An 18,166-nucleotide genomic window follows, 5' to 3' on the forward strand; every position below is an offset into this window, starting at 1 on the left:
GGTGTCACGCCCTGTCCGCAACGCGTTCGCCGAGCAGGCCCTGCGGCCTGAACAACAGCACGAGGATGAGGAGGATGAAGGCCCAGACGTCCGCCCAGGACTGGCTGCCGAACTTGTCCAGGCCGGGGATGTCGGCGATGTAGGCGGTGGCCAGGGTCTCGGCGACGCCGAGGACGACACCGCCGATCATGGCGCCGTAGATGTTGCCGATACCGCCGAGGACCGCCGCGGTGAAGGCCTTGAGACCGAGGATGAAGCCCATCTTGAACTCGATCTGGCCGTACCTGAGGCCGTAGGCGACGCCTCCGACGGCGGCGAAGACGGCGCCGAGCGCGAAGGCGATCACGATGATGCGGTCCGTGTTGACGCCCATCAGCTTGGCCGTGTCCGGGTCCTGCGCGGTGGCCTGCATGCCCCGTCCGGTGCGGGTGCGCATCACGAAGAAGCCGAGGATCGCCATGCTCACCGGGGCGACGACGAACAGGAAGATGTCGCCGGTCTGGAGGGTGACGTCGCCGATGTGGAAGGGCCCGCCGTCGATCTGCGGGAAGGGCCGCGCGGACTTCGCGTCCGGGTACCAGGCCCACACCGCCTGTTGCAGGGCGAGGGAGAGGCCGATCGCGGTGATCAGGGGCGCGAGCCGGGGTGCGCCGCGCAGGGGGCGGTAGGCGAACCGTTCCGCCCCGACGGCGACGGTGGTGGAGACGATCACCGCGCCGATGAGCATCAGGGGCAGGGCGATCAGCATGGAGGTGCCGTCGGGCAGGATGTACATGTAGACCGTGAGTGCGCCGAAGGCGCCGGTCATGAAGATCTCGCCGTGGGCGAAGTTGATGAGCTGGACGATGCCGTAGACCATTGTGTAGCCGATGGCGACGAGCCCGTACATGGATCCCAGTAGCAGGCCGTTGACCAGCTGCTGCGGCAGTTCGTTCACCGCATGTCCTCCGAGACTTTCGGACGTTCGACGGATGGTGTGGCCGGATGCGAGTCCGCGCGGGGCGCCAGTGGAACAGCGCCCCGCGCGGCTCGTGGGCAGTGGTGCGGGTCCGGTCAGCCGGTGTAGGTACCGGACTTGACGGACTTGAAGGCTCCGTTCTCGACGGAGTAGACGGTGAGCTGCTTGTTGGTCGCGTCACCGAACTCGTCGAAGGAGACCTTGCCGGTCACACCGTCGAAGGAGACGTTCTGCATGGCCTCGGTGACCTTGGCACGGGCATCGTCGGGAAGCTTCCCGCCGTTGTCCCCGACGACCTTCTTGACGGCCTCGATGATCGCCCAGGCGGAGTCGTAGGAGTAGCCGCCGTAGGCCGCGTAGTCCTCCTTGTAACCCTCCGCCTTGTAGTCGGCCACGAACTTCTTGGCCGACGGGAGTTCCTCGACGGGCGCGCCGACGGAGGTGGCGAGGTCGCCGTTGGCGGCGGAGCCGGCCAGCTTGATGAAGGTGTCGTCCTTGATGCCGTCGCCGCCGACCAGCGGAATCTTGGCGCCGGTCTCCTTGATCTGCTTGCTCAGCGGGCCGGCCTGCGGGTATTCACCGCCGTAGTAGACGACGTCGGCGCCGGAGTTCTTCACCTTGGTGGCGACCGAGGAGAAGTCCTTGGTGTCCGGGTTGATGTGCTCGGTGCCGACCACCTGGCCGCCGAGCTTCTTGAACTCCTCGGTGAAGGTGGCGGCGAGGCCCGCGCCGTAGGTCTTCTTGTCGTCGATGACGAAGACCTTCTTCTTCTTGGCGTCGTTGTAGACGTACTGCGCGGCGAACGGGCCCTGGATGGCGTCCGTGGTCGCGGTGCGGAAGTACGACTTGTACTGGCGGACCTTCTTGTTCCGCCAGTCCGGGCCCTGGGTCAGGGACGGGCCGGTGTTGGCCGGGGAGACCTCGACCAGTTTGGCCGTGTCGAAGACCTTCTGCATGGACTCGCCGACCGACGAGTTCAGCGGGCCGACGACGCCGAGGACGTCCTTGTCGGCGACGAAGCTACTGGCGTTCTGCTGGCCGACGGACGGCTGGCCCTGGTCGTCGAGTGCCTCGACCTTGAAGGTGATGCCCTCGACGGTCTTGTCCTTGTTGGCCGTCTTGGCCGCGAGGTCCGCCGAGTTCTTGATGCCGAGGCCGAGCGCGGACAGGTCGCCGGTCAGCGGGGCGTCGACGCCGATGACGACGGTGGTGCCCCCGCCGCCGTTGCCGGAGTCGGATCCGCCGTCGTCGTCGCGCGAGCCACAGGCGGTGAGGGTGAGCGCTCCCGCCGCCAGAGCGGCGGTGATGGCGATGAGCGAACGTTGACGCACGATCAGTCCTTTCCCTGGCACGGCCGCATCCCCGTGGAGGCGGTCGAGTCGAGCGCGGGGCCGAAATGACAATCCGACGGCGCGGTGACTGGCCGTGACTCTAAGCGTGTGTGGGGAAGGTGGAGGAGGGTCTGACTGAGGCTGTGACTCTCTTGTTATGACACCGGGTATTGCAGAGCGGTACTCGGTGGGAAGAAGGGCTGAATTCAGGCCGATTCGCCCTGTCCGCATGGTGAGAACCCGCAGGACGAACAGCCCGGGTTCAGGCGTCTGGGGCGTTTTGGTGATTACCGCGAATGGTTGCTGCAGGCGACCTCGAGGGCCTGGGAGAGGTCCTGCGCATAGCGCGCTCCCAGGATGAAACTGTGGGCTTCTATTGCGCGCGCATTACGCAGTGTTACATCCAGGAAAGGGAGTCCGGGATTCCGGGGTGCTTTTTCACATTCCGTCACCCGCAGGGTGACAATGATCTTGCGGGTGGAATGCGACTTTGTCTGGAAAGGTGCCGTCGGCGAGGACGTCACCGACAGGCCGTCGTAGGGCTGGGTCAGCCGCGTCACCGTGACGGGCGGTCCCGACCGCACGCTCAGCAGCACCGTGAAGCTGTAAGTGCCCGCCGTGGCCCCCGGCGAGCCGGACGCGGCGGCCCCGTAGACGAGGTCGACCGCCTGGGACGGGTAGGGCGGCGGGGGAGCGGGCCGCGGCTGGGGACGGCTCGCGTACAGGTAGCCGCCGCCCGCGAGTACGACGAGGGCGGCGCCGGAGGCGAGGACGGTCCGGCGGTGGCGCTCGTAGCGCAGGGCGAGGCGTCCGCGCGGCCGGGGCGGCGGCGCGTCCCGGACGCGGGTGTCCCCGCCCGGCTCGACCGGTCCGATGCCGGTCATGACTGCCACGGACCGCGGCTCGGACCGCCGTCGCGGTATCCGTCGGCGCACGCCTGCCGCACCCGGCGGTCGAGCAACTCCCGGGCGGTCCGGGCGCCTTGGTCCCGCTGCGCGGCCCGCGCCTCGTCCACGACCTCGCGCAGGATGTCGTACTGCCGGTTGGACAGCCCCATCGACTGATAGTCGCCGTAGGGCTCCCCGCCGTCCAGCATCTCGCGCGCCCAGTACCCGACGGCGCTCACGCACAACTCGGCGCCGGACAAGGGCTGTCGAGACGCGGACGGCGCGGCCGACGCGGAGGCGCCGTGTGCGGACCCGGCGGATCCGCCCGCTCCGTCACCGGAGCCGCAGCCGACGACCACGACCGCCGTCACCAGCGTCAGCGCCGCACGGCCCCGCCTCGGTGTCCGTCCCCGCCGGAGCGCCCCTCCCCGTCCCATGCCCCGACGCTAGGACGCGGGACGACCGCGGGCAATGCCGCGGTCACGGGCGCTCGGGCGGGCACCGGCAGGATCCCGCGCGTACCCGCGGGCACCGCGCCGCGGGGCGCCCGGCGCGGGTGGCTCAGCCCGCCGTGGCCGTCGGGGCCCCGTCGCCGGGGTTCAGGTCGCGCAGCAGGCAGGTCAGCCGGGCGGTGCACACCCGGCGGTCCTGCTCGTCGCTGATCACGACCTCGTACGTCGCCGTCGACCGGCCGCGGTGCACGGGCGTGGCCACCCCGGTGACCAGACCGGAACGGACCCCGCGGTGATGGGTGCAGTTCAGGTCGACACCGACGGCGATCTTGGCGGCGCCGCCGTGCAGCATCGAGCCGACCGACCCGAGCGTCTCGGCCAGCACGGCCGAGGCGCCGCCGTGCAGCAGCCCGTACGGCTGGGTGTTGCCCTCCACCGGCATGGTGCCGACGACCCGGTCCGCCGACGCCTCGACGATCTGGACACCCATGCGCGTGCCCAGGTGCCCGGCGGAGAACAGCGCGGGCAGGTTTACCCCGAGCGCGGCGTACTCGTCGATGACCTCCTGCGGGAACTGCACCTGCTGCTGCTCGCCCATGGGCCGGCTCCGTTTCGTCCATCCGTCTGCGGGTCCGCCGGCCGGCAGCGCGGGGTGCCGGCCGGCCGCTTGGCTGAGCAAACGCTCAGTCGGTCGCCGATTGTTCCAGACGGACGACCACGGACTTGCTGGCCGGGGTGTTGCTGGTGTCCGCGGTGGCGTCCAGCGGCACCAGGACGTTGGTCTCCGGGTAGTACGCCGCCGCGCAGCCCCGGGCCGTCGGATAGTGCACGACGCGGAAACCGGGTGCCCGCCGCTCCACCCCGTCCCGCCACTCGCTGACCAGGTCGACGTAGGAGCCGTCCGCGACGTCCAGCCGCCGGGCGTCCTCCGGATTGACCAGGACGACGCGGCGGCCGTTCCTGATGCCCCGGTAACGGTCGTCCAGGCCGTAGATCGTGGTGTTGTACTGGTCGTGCGAGCGCAGCGTCTGGAGCAGCAGCCGCCCCTCGGGCAGCTCGGGGAACTCGACCGGCGCGGCGGTGAAGTTGGCCTTCCCGGTGGCCGTCGGGAAGCGGCGCTCGTCGCGCGGGGCGTGCGGCAGGGCGAAGCCCCCGGGGTGCGCCACGCGCGCGTTGAAGTCCTCGAAGCCCGGTACGACCCGCCCGATGCGGTCGCGGATCGTCGCGTAGTCCTTCTCGAACTCCTCCCACGGCGTGCGGCTCTCCTCGCCCAGCACCCGGCGCGCCAGGCGGCACACGATCGCGGGCTCGGACAGCAGCTGCCCGCTCGCGGGCTCCAGACGGCCGCGCGAGGCGTGCACCATGCCCATGGAGTCCTCGACGGTCACGAACTGCTCGCCGCCGCCCTGGAGATCACGCTCCGTGCGGCCCAGCGTCGGCAGGATCAGCGCCCGTGCGCCCGTGACCGCGTGCGAGCGGTTCAGCTTCGTCGACACGTGCACCGTGAGCCGGGCCCGGCGCATCGCCGCCTCGGTGACCTCGGTGTCGGGGGAGGCGGAGACGAAGTTGCCGCCCATGGCGAAGAAGACCTTCGCGTCGCCGTCGCGCAGCGCGCGGATCGCCCGGACGACGTCGTAGCCGTGCTCGCGCGGCGGGGCGAAGCCGAACTCCTTCTCCAGGGCGTCCAGGAAGGCGGGCGCGGGCCGCTCGAAGATGCCCATCGTGCGGTCGCCCTGCACGTTGGAGTGGCCGCGCACCGGGCAGACGCCCGCGCCGGGACGACCGATGTTGCCGCGCAGCAGCAGGAAGTTCACGACCTCGCGGATCGTGGGCACCGAGTGCTTGTGCTGGGTCAGGCCCATCGCCCAGCACACGATGGTGCGCTCGGAGGCGAGCACCATGCGCAGCGCCGCCTCGATCTCCGCGCGCGTGAGTCCCGTCGCCGTGAGCGTCTCGTCCCAGTCGGCGGCGCGGGCGGTCGCGGCGAACTCCTCGTAGCCGTGCGTGTGTTCCTCGACGAAGGCCTCGTCGACCGCGCCCTCCGTCTCCAGGATCAGCTTGTTGAGGAACCGGAACAGCGCCTGGTCGCCGCCGAGGCGGATTTGCAGGAACAGGTCGGTCAGGGAGGCACCCGCGGTGAGCCCCTTGGGGGTCTGCGGGTTCTTGAAGCGCTCCAGGCCGGCCTCGGGCAGCGGATTGACGCTGATGATCCGCGCGCCGTTCGCCTTGGCCTTCTCCAGGGCGGAGAGCATCCGCGGGTGGTTGGTGCCCGGGTTCTGGCCGGCCACGATGATCAGGTCGGACTTGTACAGGTCCTCCAGCAGGACGCTGCCCTTGCCGACGCCGATCGTCTCGGAGAGCGCCGAGCCGGACGACTCGTGGCACATGTTGGAGCAGTCCGGCAGGTTGTTGGTGCCCAGCTCGCGCGCGAAGAGCTGGTAGAGGAACGCCGCCTCGTTGCTGGTGCGCCCCGAGGTGTAGAAGACCGCCTCGTCGGGCGAGTCGAGCGCGGCGATCTCCTCCGCGACGATGCCGAAGGCGCGCTCCCAGGTGACCGGTTCGTAGTGCTCACCGCCCTCCGGGAGGTACACCGGGTGCGTCAGCCGGCCCTGCTGGCCCAGCCAGTAGCCGCTGCGGGTCGCGAGGTCGGCGACGGGGTGCGCGGCGAAGAACTCCGGGGTGACGCGGCGCAGGGTGGCCTCCTCGGCCACGGCCTTCGCGCCGTTCTCGCAGAACTCCGCCTTGTGCCGGTGGTCCCCCTCCGGCCAGGCGCAGCCCGGGCAGTCGAAGCCGTCCTTCTGATTGACGCGCAGGAGCGTCAGCGCCGTCCGCTTCACACCCATCTGCCGCTGCGCGACTCGCAGGGTGTGGCCGATCGCCGGGATGCCCGCCGCCGCGTGCTGAGGTCCCGAGACCTGCGGCGCGTCCTGAACCGGATCACCCTTGGGCGGCTTGGTCGCCATCGCGCGCTCCTTCGCTTACGCGTTGTGAGGTACGTCTCCGATCCTCGCACGCCCCGCCGACACCGAGTCCGTCCGGTCGGGGCGGAGACGGTGAGCAAAGCTTGCGGAACCTGCGTGCCGCCGCCGCGCACCCGGCGCAGAACGGCGCAGAACGGCGCAGGACGGCGTGGGGAGGCCGTGGGACGGCGCGGGGAGGCCGCGGGACGGCGAGGCCGGGGCCGACTGTCAGTGGCACGTGGCAGGATCGGTGTCGTGGCGAAGACAGCATCGAAGAAGACCGACAGCACCTCCGGCGGCCGACCGCGGCTGATGCTCATGGACGGGCACTCGCTGGCGTACCGCGCGTTCTTCGCGCTGCCCGCGGAGAACTTCACGACCGCGACGGGCCAGCCGACCAACGCGATCTACGGGTTCGCGTCGATGCTGGCCAACACCCTGCGCGACGAGGCGCCCACGCACTTCGCGGTGGCGTTCGACGTCTCCCGCAAGACCTGGCGGTCCGAGGAGTTCACCGAGTACAAGGCGAACCGCTCCAAGACCCCGGACGAGTTCAAGGGGCAGGTGGAGCTGATCGGCGAGCTGCTCGACTCCATGCACGTGCCCCGCTTCGCCGTCGAGGGCTTCGAGGCGGACGACGTCATCGCCACCCTCGCCACTCAGGCCGAGGCCGAGGGCTTCGACGTGCTGATCGTCACCGGCGACCGCGACTCCTTCCAGCTGGTCAGCGAGCACACCACGGTCCTGTACCCGACCAAGGGCGTCTCCGAGCTGACCCGCTTCACGCCGGAGAAGGTCTTCGAGAAGTACGGGCTGACCCCCGCCCAGTACCCCGACTTCGCGGCGCTGCGCGGCGACCCCTCCGACAACCTGCCGGGCATCCCGGGCGTCGGCGAGAAGACGGCCGCGAAGTGGATCAACCAGTTCGGGTCGTTCGCGGAGCTGGTCGAGCGCGTCGACGAGGTCAAGGGCAAGGCCGGGCAGAACCTGCGCGACCACCTGGAGAACGTGAAGCTCAACCGCCGGCTCACCGAGCTGGAGCGGCGCGTCGAGCTGCCCAGGACGGTCACCGACCTCGAGCGGACGGCCTACGACCGCAAGGGCGTCGCGGTGATCCTGGACACCCTGGAGATCCGCAACCCCTCGCTGCGCGAGCGGCTCTACGCCGTCGACCCGGGCGCCGGGGAGGCCGAGGCCACCCCGGTGGTCGCGGACGGCGTCGAGCTGGACGGCACTGTGCTGGGCACGGGCGAGCTGGCCGGCTGGCTCACCGAGCACGGCGCGCAGCCGCTCGGCGTGGCCACCGTCGACACCTGGGCCCTGGGCACCGGATCGGTGACCGAGGTCGCGCTCGCCGCGTCCGACGGGAAGGCCGCCTGGTTCGACCCGACGGAGCTCGACGAGGCCGACGAGACGGCGTTCCGCTCCTGGCTCTCCGACCCGGACCGTCCGAAGGTCTTCCACAACGCCAAGGGCGCGATGCGCGTCTTCGCCGAGCACGGCTGGAGCGTCGCCGGCGTGGGCATGGACACCGCGCTGGCCGCCTACCTGGTCAAGCCCGGCCGGCGCTCCTTCGACCTGGACGCGCTGTCCCTGGAGTACCTGCACCGCGAGCTGGCCCCCGCCGCCGCGGCCGACGGACAGCTCGCCTTCGGCGCGGACGAGGGCGCCGAGGCCGAGGTGCTGATGGTGCAGGCCCGCGCCATCCTCGACCTGGGCGAGACCTTCGAGAGCCGCCTGGCCGACGTCGGCGCCGCGGACCTGCTGCGCGACATGGAGCTGCCCACCTCCGCACTGCTCGCCCGCATGGAGCGGCACGGCATCGCGGCCGACCGGGAGCACCTCCAGGCCATGGAGCAGATGTTCGCGGGCGCCGTCCAGCAGGCCGTGAAGGAGGCCCACGCGGCGGCCGGACGGGAGTTCAACCTGGGCTCGCCCAAGCAGCTCCAGGAGGTCCTCTTCGGCGAGCTGAACCTGCCGAAGACCAAGAAGACCAAGACCGGCTACACGACCGACGCCGACGCCCTGGCCTGGCTCGCGGCGCAGACGGACAACGAACTGCCGGTGATCATGCTCCGCCACCGCGAGCAGGCCAAGCTGCGCGTCACGGTGGAGGGCCTGATCAAGACCATCGCCGCGGACGGCCGCATCCACACCACGTTCAACCAGACGGTCGCCGCGACCGGCCGCCTGTCCTCCACCGACCCGAACCTCCAGAACATCCCGGTGCGCACCGACGAGGGCCGGGCGATCCGCCGCGGGTTCGTCGTCGGCGAGGGCTTCGAGTCCCTGATGACGGCCGACTACAGCCAGATCGAGCTGCGGGTGATGGCCCACCTCTCCGAGGACGCGGGCCTGACCGAGGCGTTCACCTCCGGCGAGGACCTGCACACCACCGCGGCCGCCCAGGTCTTCTCCGTCGAGCAGTCGGCCGTGGACGCCGAGATGCGCCGCAAGATCAAGGCCATGTCCTACGGCCTGGCGTACGGACTGTCCGCCTTCGGCCTCTCCCAGCAGCTGAACATCGAGGCGGCCGAGGCCCGCGGCCTGATGGACGCCTACTTCGAGCGCTTCGGCGGCGTGCGGGACTATCTGCGCCGGGTCGTCGACGAGGCACGGGCCACGGGATACACGGCGACCCTCTTCGGCCGCCGCCGCTACCTCCCCGACCTCAACAGCGACAACCGCCAGCGCCGCGAGGCGGCCGAGCGGATGGCCCTGAACGCGCCGATCCAGGGCACGGCGGCCGACATCGTCAAGATCGCCATGCTCAACGTGGACAAGGCGCTGCGCGAGGCCGGCCTCGCGTCCCGCATGCTCCTCCAGGTCCACGACGAAATCGTCCTGGAGATCGCCCCGGGCGAGCGCGCCGCGGCGGAGGAGCTGGTCCGCCGCGAGATGGCCAACGCGGTGCGGCTCAGGGTCCCCCTGGGCGTCTCGGTCGGCGCGGGCCCGGACTGGGAGTCGGCCGCGCACTAGGGGGTGTCGTTTGGATCAGGCCGGCCGCGGCCGACGGTGCCTTGTGGCCGACCCGAGCGGGGTCTGGTGCGTGCAGCTGCAAGGCGGAGGAGGGCGACAACGCGGAGCGTTGGCAACCGACGACAACGCCGCAGATGTGCGTGCCAGACCCCGCGACCCCGGCAAGATCCAAACGACACCCCCTAGCCCTCCGCCGCTGCGGGCAGTCGTGCCGCTTGGGCGGCACGGGTGGGCGCAGCGGCACCCCGCAACGCCGGGCTGCGCACACCCCGCCCCGGCCCCAACGCCGGCCAGCCCGTCGGCGTCGGGCTGCGCACCCCCGCCCGCAACGCCGGGTCACTCTTCCGGCGCTGGTGCGCGGCCCCCGGGCCGCTCGCCCGCCGCTTCCGTCACTCCGGTGGCCCCCGCGGAAACGCCCCGCCCCCGGCCTCCCGTGAGGATGCGGGCATGGGTATACGCATGCTCCACCACCGGACGACACCGGCACGGGCACGCACCGACGGACCCGCCCGCGTGCCACTCCTCCCGGTCCCGGTGTTCGCACCGGGCGCAAGTACCGGCCGCACCCCCGCCACCCTCACGACGGTCCTGCGCCGCACCGCGACGGTCCTCCGCCGCACCGCGACGGACCTACGCCGCCCACTCGCCCGCCGCGCCCCAGCGACCGCCGCCCCGCACGAGACACCCGCCTGGCGGCTGTGGGCCGACCTGGCCCGCGGCTACCTCGCGCTGGCCCTCACCCTGCTGCCGCGCCCCCGGCCCGCGCACACCTTCACCGTGTTCGTCGCGACCGCCGACACGCTCGGCGCCCGACCGGGCGGCCCGACTCGGTACTGACCACGGCCCCGGACGGCAAGGCGGCCGCGTGACCGGGGCGCGAACGGCAACAGAACTCCTCATATGGCCAAGTGGTGAATATCGGGCAGGAACGGGTGCCCGTGCAAAGCAAGTTGTCGTAGGGTCGCCTGCGGCACGGTACGGGTCGAACAGACGCGCACGGTGCCCGGAGGACCGGCGGTGCAACCGTCTGCGCCGGTCGATCGTCACAACAGGGCGGACACAGCCGGTACGACGGGCGCGTAGGACAGCAGAAAACGGACGGGACGGACGCGCGGGCGTCCACGGGAGGGGTTCACTCTATGGCGGCGCATTTCGACAGGAGGCTCCGCAAGGCGGCGGTCACCACCACCGTGGCGGCGGTCGCGGTCGCGGCCCTGTCCGCGTCCCAGGCCCCCGACGTGACGGCCGACGGCAACGGCAGACAGACCACCGCCGACAACGTGCCGACGTCCGACGCGCCTGCCGAGGAGAGCGCCACGGGCAACTCGCCCTACTACACCGACCTGCCGCCGCTCAACAGTCCCAACCCCTCCCCGACCACGGGCACCCCCTCCTCCCGGGGTACGTCCGAGGCCGGCATCCCGGCCACCGTCCTCGACGCCTACAAGAAGGCCGAGTCGGAGCTGCGCCGGGCCAAGCCCGGCTGCAACCTGCCGTGGCAACTGCTCGCCGCCATCGGCAAGGTGGAGTCCGGCCAGGCCCGCGGCGGCCGCGTCGACGCCAGCGGCACCACGATCGGCAGGATCATCGGCCCGCAGCTCGACGGCAACGGCTTCGCGCTCATCAAGGACACCGACAACGGCGTCTACGACGGCAACAGCAGCTACGACAACGCCGTCGGCCCCATGCAGTTCATCCCGTCCACCTGGTCGTGGGCGGGCCGCGACGGCAACGGCGACGGCAAGGAAGACCCCAACAACGTCTACGACGCCGCGCTCGCCGCCGGCCACTACTTGTGCCGCTTCGACTGGGACCTGTCCGACCAGGCCGACCTCAATCGAGCGATCCTCAGCTACAACAACTCGCAGGACTACCTGAACACGGTCCTGTCGTGGCTGGAGCACTACCGCAAGGGCTCCCACGAGATCCCGGACGGCACCGGCAGCCTCCCGGTCGGCCGCAGCGACGACACCCGCGCGGGTGCCAGTCCGTCACCGGGCCGGACGGGTGCGAGCACCCCGCCCAGGGCTCCCGGTACGACGCCCGGTCCCGGCCAGAGCCCGAGCAAGCCGCCGTCGTCGGGCAAGCCCACCGATCCGGGCAGCCCGGGCACCGGCCCCTCCACACCGCCCAAGGACCCGACGCCGCCGACCGAGACCCCCACCCCGCCCCCCACGCCCACCGACACGGTTCACCACCTGGAGAACGCCGGCAGCACGGGGCTCACCGCGATCGCGGGCGACACGTTCGCCAAGAAGATCAGCGCCCGCGCCGAGACCAAGGCCGGGGAGGCCGTCGGCAAGGTGCGCATCCGCTTCACCGTCCTGGGTGACACGGACGCCGCCTTCACCGGCGGGGACAAGGTCGCCGCGGTCACCACCAACGCCTCCGGCGTGGCCGTCGCGCCCGCGCTGGTGGCGGGCGAGCAGACCGGCGCCTTCACCGTCCGCGCCACCGTGATCGGCCGCACCGTCCCGGGCCTCGACTACAAGGCCACCGTCACCGAGCGCGTCGCCGACGTCCTCACCAGCACCGGTGAGACCGAGCTGACGTGCACGCCGGGCGGCGAGTTCGCCGACCCGATCGCGGTGAAGGCCACCCTCAAGGGTGCCGTCGCGGACAAGGTCGCCGTCACCGCCACCCTCATCAAGTCCGAGGACGACCCGACCGAGAACGACAAGGGTCCCTACTTCAAGGACGCCGACGGCAAGGCCGTCCGTACGCTGACCGGCCGGCAGACCGACGCCGAGGGTTTGCTGGAGCTGCCGAAGCTGTACGCCGACGACGCCGAGGGCACGTACGTCCTCCGCCTCACCACGCCGGGCGGCGGGCGGCTCGACATCACCCTGAAGGTGGCCAAGCCGGCCGAACCGGCGCCGGACCCGTCGACCGGGCCCTCGACGGCACCGGAGGCGTAGGCACCGACCCGCCCGGCGGGGCAGCCGCCCCGCCGGTGCTCGGTCACTTGCCGAGCCGGGCCTTCGTGTACCGCGTCGGCTCCGCCGTGGCCGGGTCCTCCGGCCACGGGTGCTTCGGATACCGGCCGCGCAGCTCCGCCCGTACGCCGTGGTAGCCGTCCTTCCAGAACGAGGCCAGGTCGGCGGTGACCGCGGCGGGGCGGCCCGCGGGGGAGAGCAGATGTACGAGGAGCGGCACCCCGGCGATCTCGGGTGACCGCTGGAGCCCGAACATCTCCTGCAACTTCACGGCGAGGACGGGCTGTCCGGGGTCGCCGTAGTCGATCCGGATCCTGGACCCACTGGGGACGAGGATCCGCTCGGGGGCCAGCTCGTCGAGCCGCGCCGCCTCCCCGGACGCCCAGGGCAGCAGCCGCGTCAACGCCTGCCCGGCGTCGATCCGCCCCAGGTCGGCCCGCCGCCGGGCCCGGCCGAGTTCGGGCTCCAGCCATTCGTCCGCGCGCGCGAGCAGCGCCTCGTCCGTGACGTCCGGCCAGGGCTCACCGAGGTGGCGGCGCAGGAACGCGAGCCGCTTGCGCAGCAGCTCGGCGTCGGCCGACCGGCCCAGCAGCCCGAACCCCTCCCGCCGCAGCCCCTCCAGCAGCGCGCCCCGTACGAGCGCGGGGTCGGCGTCGGTGAGGGGCCGCGCCGCCAGTTCCACCGCCCCGAGCCGTTCGACCCGCCGGGACACCACGTCTCCGTCGGCCCAGTGCACCTCGTCCCGCTCCGTCAGCAGCGCTCCCGCCGCGAGCCGGGCGGTCTCCTCGTCGACGGCCGCGCCGAGCTGCACGCGCGCGTGCCCCCTGCCCACCGGCCGGTCGGCCACGGCGACGGCGATCCACGGCGCCCCGCGCAGCGCGGACGCCTCCGGCAGTTCCGCCCGGGTGCCGGAGACCATCAGGTACGAACCGCCGTCCTTCCGGGCCACCCGCTCGGGAAACGCCAGGGCGGCCACCAGACCGGCGAGGGTGTCGTCGCCGACCGGTTGTCCCGGCCCGCCGTCCCCGCCGTCCCCGCCGTCCACGGCGGCCCGCAGTCGCCGCACCTCGGCCCGCCACCGGGCCCCGTACGCGTCACCGCCCCGCCGAGCCGCCCGCAGCACGGACACCAGCTCGTCCCCGTACTCCCGCGGCGCCTCCTCGCTCAACAGCCCCACCACCTCGGCGACCACCTCCGCCCGGCCGCCCCCGAAGCCCGCCGCCCCGGCGGTCCTCGCCCCGGAACCGCCCGTCGCGGAGGTGTGGGGCCGCGGCGCGGCCGTGCCGCGGTCGCGCGCCCCAGGAGTCCCGGCCTCGGAGCTCCCGGCCCCCGGGGCGGCCGTGCGCGCCGGGCCGCCGGCGGTGTGCCGTGCGGGCGCGGTCCGCGCCGACGACGCGCCCGTACCCGAGGCCCGCGGACCGGTGCGGTCGGCAGGCTCCGCCGGCGAGGGCGAGGCGGGCGGGGACGCGGCCCCCGCACTCGGCTCCGCCGCGTCCAGGAGCGCGCGGCCCAGCCGGGGGTGCAGGCCGAGGCGGGCCAGCCGTACGCCTCGCTCCGTCGCCCGGCCGGTGGAGTCCACCGCGCCGACCGCCTCCAGCACCGACCGCGCGGCCGCCATCGCCCCGCCCGGCGGCGGATCGAGCAGCGCCAGACCGGACGCGTCCGGATCGCCCCAGCAGGCCGCCTGCAACGCGAAGGCCGTCAGGTCGGCCACCTTGATCTCCGAGGCCGGGAACCGCGGCAGCCGGGCGTCCTCCGCCTCCGCCCAGCAGCGGTACACCACTCCCGGCGCCTCGCGCCCGGCCCGGCCCGCCCGCTGCCGCGCCGCCGCCCGCGAGGCCCGTACCGTCGTCAGCGCGCTGAGCCCGCGCGCGTGGTCCACCCGCGGCTCCCGCGCAAGACCCGCGTCCACCACCACCCGCACGCCCGGAACGGTCAGCGACGACTCGGCCACCGAGGTCGCCAGTACCACCCTGCGCCGCGCCCCGGGCGCCAGCACCGCGTCCTGCACGGCCGCGGGCGCCCGCCCGTGCACCTGGAGCACGTCCACGTCCGCGAGCGCCCCCAGCTGCCCGGCGACGCGGGAGATCTCGCCGACGCCGGGCAGGAAGCACAGCACGTCCCCGTCCCGTTCGGCCAGCGCCCGCCGTACCACCGAGGCCACGTGGGCGAGCAGCGCCGGGTCCACCCGCATCCCGTGCGGTGGCCGTACCGGCCGCACCGGCGGCGCCCACACGGCCTCGACGGGGTACGACACGCCGTGCGCCTCGACGACCGGCGCGTCGCCCAGCAGCCGGGACCAGCCCTCCGCGTCGGTCGTGGCCGACGCCGCCACCAGCCGCAGCTCGGGCCGCAGGGCCTGCCGCACGTCCCACAGGAAGGCCGCCGACGTGTCCGCGTCCAGGTGCCGCTCGTGGCACTCGTCCAGCACCACCGCGTCGACGCCCGTCAGCTCCTGGTCCCGCTGGAGCCGCTGGAGCAGCACACCGGTCGTGACGACCTCCACGCGCGTGCGGCGCCCGACGACCCGCTCCCCGCGCACGGTGTACCCGACACTCGCGCCCGGCTTCTCACCCAGCAGCCACGCCATCCGGCGGGCCGCCGCCCGCGCGGCGATCCGGCGCGGCTCGGCCACGACCACCCGCCGCGCGGGAGCCTCCTCGCCGCCCAGCAGCCCGGCCAGCGCCAACGGCACCAGCGTCGTCTTGCCGGTGCCGGGCGGCGCGACCAGCACCGCCGTGCCGTGCCCCTCCAGGGCGTCGTGCAGCGCGGGCAGGGCACCGCGCACGGGCAGCGCGTCCAGGGCGTCGTAACGGATCACGTCCCCAGTGTCGTACGTCCGCGAAACCGCCCTCCACGCGCGGGCGCCCGCCTCCCGGTACGGCTCAGTCGCGCTCGCAGACGAAGATCGCCGTCCCCGGGATCAGATGCCCGCGCAGCGGCGACCAGCCGCCCCACTCCGAGGTGTTCCAGTCCGGCCACTCCGGCTCGACGAGGTCCACCAGCCGGAACCCCGACGTCACCACGTCCCGCACCCGGTCGCCGAGCGTCCTGTGGTGCTCGACGTACACCGCGAGGCCCTCGTCGTCCTGCTCGACGTACGGCGTCCGGTCGAAGTACGAGGCGGAGACCGACAGCCCCTCGGGGCCCGGCTCGTCCGGGAACGCCCACCGCAGCGGGTGCGTCACGGAGAAGACGAAGCGGCCGCCGGGACGCAGCACCCGGCGCACCTCCCGCAGCACCAGCCGCGGGTCGGCGACGAACGGCAGCGCCCCGTACGCCGAACACGCCAGGTCGAACGAGCCGTCCGCGAAGGGCAGCACCGACGCGTCGGCACACACCAGGGGGAACGCGCCGCCGATGCGCAGGGCGTGCTGGAGCTGGCGGTGGGAGAGGTCCAGGGCCACCGGACGGGCACCCTGGGCGGTCAGCCAGCGCGAACACTGGCCGGCGCCGGCGCCGATCTCCAGGACGTCCTTGCCCTTCAGCTCCTCCGGCGGGCCGAGCAGCTCCGCCTCCACCTCGTCCAGCCCCTCGGGACACCACACGAAGCGGTCGTCGCCGAGGAAGGTGCCGTGCTCGGTCTGGTACTCGTCCGCGTTCCGGTCCCACCAGCCGCGGTTGGCGCGGGAACTCTCCGTGACACCGGCGGCACGCCGGGTGGCCTCGGGTTCGGATGCTTCGACTCCCTCTTGGATGACCGGCTCCCTCGTACTAGTCTGCGGGCTCTTCCGTGCCGCCCGCCCCGCGTGTCACGCAAGGGGCATCCAGGGGTCCGTGTGGCCTCGGGAGACGGCTCTTGTGCCGGGTATGCGACGATCCGCCCCGGGTGTGCGGCTTCGCGCATTGACCCTGCCCGGCTGCCCCCGTATGCTACAAGTTGCGCTGCGGGCCTGCGCACCTCAGACGTAGCAGGTCGCGCTCGCATCTGTTGTATGTCCCCTCGGTTCTCGAGGTGTCACCCCTGGTTTCGGTGACACTTCCTTGGCTGTCCGGCTTCTGCAGAGCGAAACGGGCTCCCGGCGTAAGCAGTACCTACGACTTCAATGTCCGTACCGGAGCCCTTTCCCACATGACGAGCAGCACCGAGACCACCGCCACCACCCCGCAGGTTGCGGTCAACGACATCGGTAACGAGGAAGCCTTCCTCGCCGCGATCGACGAGACGATCAAGTACTTCAACGACGGCGACATCGTCGACGGCGTCATCGTGAAGGTCGACCGGGACGAGGTCCTGCTCGACATCGGTTACAAGACCGAAGGTGTCATCCCGAGCCGCGAGCTCTCGATCAAGCACGACGTCGACCCCAACGAGGTCGTCGCCGTCGGTGACGAGATCGAGGCCCTGGTCCTCCAGAAGGAGGACAAGGAAGGCCGCCTGATCCTCTCGAAGAAGCGCGCCCAGTACGAGCGTGCCTGGGGCACCATCGAGAAGATCAAGGAAGAGGACGGCATCGTCACCGGTACCGTCATCGAGGTCGTCAAGGGTGGTCTCATCCTCGACATCGGCCTCCGCGGCTTCCTCCCGGCCTCCCTGGTCGAGATGCGCCGCGTCCGCGACCTCCAGCCCTACGTGGGCAAGGAGCTCGAGGCGAAGATCATCGAGCTGGACAAGAACCGCAACAACGTGGTCCTGTCCCGCCGTGCCTGGCTGGAGCAGACCCAGTCCGAGGTCCGCCAGACGTTCCTCACGACCCTCCAGAAGGGTCAGGTCCGTTCCGGCGTCGTCTCCTCGATCGTCAACTTCGGTGCCTTCGTGGACCTGGGTGGCGTCGACGGTCTGGTCCACGTCTCCGAGCTCTCCTGGAAGCACATCGACCACCCGTCCGAGGTTGTCGAGGTCGGCCAGGAAGTCACCGTCGAGGTCCTCGACGTGGACATGGACCGCGAGCGCGTCTCCCTGTCGCTGAAGGCGACCCAGGAAGACCCGTGGCAGCAGTTCGCCCGCACCCACCAGATCGGCCAGGTCGTGCCCGGCAAGGTCACGAAGCTGGTGCCGTTCGGTGCGTTCGTCCGCGTGGACGAGGGCATCGAGGGTCTGGTCCACATCTCCGAGCTGGCCGAGCGCCACGTGGAGATCCCGGAGCAGGTCGTCCAGGTCAACGACGAGATCTTCGTCAAGGTCATCGACATCGACCTCGAGCGCCGCCGCATCAGCCTCTCGCTGAAGCAGGCCAACGAGGCCTTCGGTGCCGACCCGTCGACGGTCGAGTTCGACCCGACCCTGTACGGCATGGCCGCGTCCTACGACGACCAGGGCAACTACATCTACCCCGAGGGCTTCGACCCCGAGACCAACGACTGGCTCGAGGGCTACGAGACCCAGCGCGAGGCCTGGGAGACGCAGTACGCCGAGGCCCAGCAGCGCTTCGAGCAGCACCAGGCGCAGGTCATCAAGTCCCGCGAGGCGGACGAGAAGGCCGCTGCCGAGGGTGTCGACACCGCGGGTGCGGCTCCGGTCGCGTCCGGTGGTGGCGGCGGCGGCTCGTACTCCTCCGAGGGCGGCGACAACTCCGGCGCCCTGGCGTCGGACGAGGCGCTGGCCGCGCTGCGTGAGAAGCTCGCCGGCGGCCAGAGCTGAGGCTCTGCGCACCGGCCGCTGACACACGGCGGTTGAAGCACAGCGGTTGACCGAGGGGCCGCACCTTCCGAGGTGCGGCCCC

General features: G+C 72.1%; 12 protein-coding genes. 4 read left to right on the forward strand and 8 right to left on the reverse strand.

Annotated features, from left to right (window positions below; translation table 11 throughout):
- Positions 1-4: 4 nt before the first annotated feature.
- The 6 genes from B9W62_RS29005 to B9W62_RS29030 all read right to left on the reverse strand — a co-directional run bounded on the left by B9W62_RS29005 (position 5) and on the right by B9W62_RS29030 (position 6,591).
- Positions 5-937 (reverse strand): branched-chain amino acid ABC transporter permease, encoded by a 933-nt coding sequence (locus B9W62_RS29005; RefSeq protein ID WP_087809911.1) that lies wholly within the window; start codon positions 935-937, stop codon positions 5-7.
- Between the two features lie 116 nt (positions 938-1,053).
- Entirely contained in the window at positions 1,054-2,289 is a 1,236-nt protein-coding gene (locus tag B9W62_RS29010) for a branched-chain amino acid ABC transporter substrate-binding protein (RefSeq protein WP_179235724.1), read from the reverse strand.
- 287 nt (positions 2,290-2,576) lie between these two features.
- Complete coding sequence (locus B9W62_RS29015; protein ID WP_087812158.1) at positions 2,577-3,173, reverse strand: Tat pathway signal sequence domain protein; 597 nt, start codon at positions 3,171-3,173, stop codon at positions 2,577-2,579.
- Positions 3,170-3,613, reverse strand: coding sequence for a hypothetical protein (locus B9W62_RS29020; RefSeq protein WP_087809913.1), 444 nt, complete (start codon positions 3,611-3,613; stop codon positions 3,170-3,172). Before B9W62_RS29020 ends, B9W62_RS29015 begins: the two co-directional genes overlap by 4 nt.
- A gap of 124 nt (positions 3,614-3,737) precedes the next feature.
- Complete coding sequence (locus B9W62_RS29025) at positions 3,738-4,226, reverse strand: PaaI family thioesterase (protein ID WP_087809914.1); 489 nt, start codon at positions 4,224-4,226, stop codon at positions 3,738-3,740.
- Between the two features lie 85 nt (positions 4,227-4,311).
- Positions 4,312-6,591: an FdhF/YdeP family oxidoreductase gene (locus B9W62_RS29030; protein ID WP_087809915.1), complete on the reverse strand. Its 2,280-nt coding sequence runs from the start codon at positions 6,589-6,591 to the stop codon at positions 4,312-4,314.
- Between the two features lie 252 nt (positions 6,592-6,843).
- Here B9W62_RS29030 and polA point away from each other — a divergent pair, with 252 nt between their 5' ends.
- The 3 genes from polA (at position 6,844) to B9W62_RS29050 (ending at position 12,485) form a co-directional block, all read left to right on the forward strand.
- Positions 6,844-9,567, forward strand: coding sequence for a DNA polymerase I (gene polA / locus B9W62_RS29035; RefSeq protein WP_087809916.1), 2,724 nt, complete (start codon positions 6,844-6,846; stop codon positions 9,565-9,567).
- A gap of 447 nt (positions 9,568-10,014) precedes the next feature.
- On the forward strand, positions 10,015-10,404 hold the full coding sequence (locus tag B9W62_RS29045) for a hypothetical protein (protein ID WP_179235725.1): 390 nt from the start codon (positions 10,015-10,017) through the stop codon (positions 10,402-10,404).
- Positions 10,405-10,706: 302 nt separating this feature from the next.
- The gene (locus B9W62_RS29050; protein ID WP_087809919.1) at positions 10,707-12,485 is read left to right on the forward strand and encodes a lytic transglycosylase domain-containing protein; all 1,779 of its coding nucleotides are present in this window, start codon (positions 10,707-10,709) and stop codon (positions 12,483-12,485) included.
- Positions 12,486-12,528: 43 nt separating this feature from the next.
- Here B9W62_RS29050 and B9W62_RS29055 read toward each other — a convergent pair whose 3' ends face one another.
- Complete coding sequence (locus B9W62_RS29055) at positions 12,529-15,324, reverse strand: ATP-dependent RNA helicase (RefSeq protein WP_087809920.1); 2,796 nt, start codon at positions 15,322-15,324, stop codon at positions 12,529-12,531.
- A 64-nt stretch (positions 15,325-15,388) separates the two neighbouring features.
- Positions 15,389-16,201 carry a class I SAM-dependent methyltransferase gene (locus tag B9W62_RS29060; RefSeq protein WP_179236146.1) on the reverse strand — a complete coding sequence of 271 codons (813 nt, stop codon included), beginning with the start codon at positions 16,199-16,201 and terminating at the stop codon, positions 15,389-15,391.
- 374 nt (positions 16,202-16,575) lie between these two features.
- On the opposite strand from B9W62_RS29060, the gene rpsA reads away from it, so the two are divergent.
- Entirely contained in the window at positions 16,576-18,084 is a 1,509-nt protein-coding gene (gene rpsA / locus B9W62_RS29070) for a 30S ribosomal protein S1 (protein WP_052841553.1), read from the forward strand.
- Positions 18,085-18,166 lie beyond the last annotated feature (82 nt).

The organism is Streptomyces sp. CS113 (genome assembly GCF_002188365.1).
Lineage (GTDB): Bacteria > Actinomycetota > Actinomycetes > Streptomycetales > Streptomycetaceae > Streptomyces > Streptomyces tendae.